Below are 1,801 nucleotides of genomic sequence, written 5' to 3'. Positions count from 1 at the left end.
GTGCTGGACCGTCGGCCGGCCCGAGTCGCCCTGCTCGCCGCCGCCGGGATCGCGATCCTCGGCGGTTCCGCGGTGCTCGGCTTCGTGGTGACACGCGGGGCCACGGGCGGCGCGGCGGAGGCGGCGGCCGGGGCGACGCCGGGGTGCGCGGAACTGGCCGAGGACGGGCGCGTGGTGGGCTCGGGCCCCGGATCGTTGGACAGCCCGACGGGCGCGGTGCTGGCGTTCGACCACGCCTATTACGTCGAGCGGTCCGCCGAGAAGGCGTTCGAGGCGGTCGCCCCGACGAGCCGGATGACCGAGGAGCAGCTGCGCACCGAGGGGATCGACCGGCTCGCGGAGGGGACCACCCACTGCTTGGAGCTGCGGGAACTCGCGCCCACGCTCCTCGAGGTGGACCTCACCGAGTTCCCGCCGGGGGCGGACCCGGTCCTCATCCGGCAGCGCGTCCGCGTGGCCGAGACCCCCGACGGCACGTGGGGCGTCGTCTCGATAACCCCGGCCGGCTGATCGGCGCGCCGGCGTGATCGACCCGGCCGGGCCGAGGAGTCAGGGACCGGTCTCGAGGTACTCCGGGCCGGGCGTGCGGCCAGCGGCCACGGCATCGAAGAAGCCCGTGGTCGTGGGCCCCCACACCAGGTAGGAGCCGACCGACCCGGAGGCCATGCCGTCGTGGGGGACCGTCACGGTCAGCGGGTCGGCGCTGAGCTTGCGCATGACCGAGGCGAGGTTCCAGATGTGGTCGCCGGTGTCCACGGTGACGGCCTCCGCGCCGGCGTCCAGCAGCGGCAGGGCGGTGAAGGGGTTGAGTACGTTGCCGGGCGTCATGACGGTCCGCATCAGCGATCCGAGGAACTGACGCTGGTTCCGCACACGCTGCAGGTCCTGCTCGGCGAACCCGTAGCGGGTGCGCACGAACCCGAGCGCCTGCGGCCCGGCCAGGATCTGGCACCCCGCGGCCAGGTCGAGTCCGGCGAACGGGTCGTTGATGGGCTCCTCGAGACAGATCTCCACCCCGCCGACGGCGTCGACGATGTCGGCGAATCCGCCGAACCCGATCTCCGCGTAGTGATCGATGCGCACCCCGGTCTGCTGCTCGAGGGTCTGGGCCAGCAGCGGCGGACCGCCGAACGTGTAGGCGGCGTTGAGCTTGTTCTCCCCGTAACCGGGGATGTCGACGAGCATGTCGCGCGGGAGCGAGATGAGCATCGTCCGATCGCCGTCCCGCGGGGTGTAGACCAACATCATCGTGTCGGTGCGCTTGCCGCCGGCGTCGGACTCCGACCCGGTGGACAGCTGCGCCTGCTGCTCCGGGGTCAGTCCTTCCCGGGAGTCGGTGCCCACGAGGAGCGTGACGGTGCCGGGCGTCTTCCCGCCGCGGCCGGGGTAGTTACCGAGGGCATCGATCCGCTGCAGCTTCGAATCCGCCCACAGCACCGTGACCACCCCGAGGGTGAGCACCACGGCGAGCAGCAGCCCGACGATTCCCAGCGGGCCGATGCGCCGCTTACGGGGCGTCCGGGCGGGGCGCTGCCGGCGCCTCGTCGTCGCCATGGGGGCGCCGGTACGCGGGTCACGGCCGCCGCGACGGCGACCACGGGGATCGACCGGCTGGCGGTACGGATCGCGCCCGTCGGCGCGGCGGTCTGACCGGCGCGGATCGGCGCGGGGGTCCCGGCGCTGCTGCGCGGCGTAGCGCGCGCGTTCCTCCGGCGGGAGCGGCTCCGGGTTCTGGCGGGGCTGGTAACCGGCGCGGTTCGGGTCGCGGGCCGCGTCCCCGCGCAGGGACCGGGTGCGGGGA

Annotated in this window: 2 protein-coding genes; one reads left to right on the top strand and one right to left on the bottom strand. The window is 73.9% G+C overall.

The window, feature by feature from the left end; genetic code table 11:
* Positions 1-510 (top strand): DUF8176 domain-containing protein (locus K3888_RS17455; RefSeq protein WP_504766137.1); only part of this gene is annotated, 510 nt, incomplete at its 5' end.
* Positions 511-549: 39 nt separating this feature from the next.
* Here the strand turns inward: K3888_RS17455 and K3888_RS17450 are convergent.
* Positions 550-1,801 (bottom strand): LCP family protein (locus tag K3888_RS17450; RefSeq protein WP_230931548.1); only part of this gene is annotated, 1,252 nt, incomplete at its 5' end.

The organism is Dietzia aurantiaca (assembly GCF_021033825.1).
GTDB lineage: Bacteria > Actinomycetota > Actinomycetes > Mycobacteriales > Mycobacteriaceae > Dietzia > Dietzia aurantiaca.
Note: the sequence above shows the minus strand (reverse complement) of the source record. Positions and strands in the feature narration are given on the sequence as shown.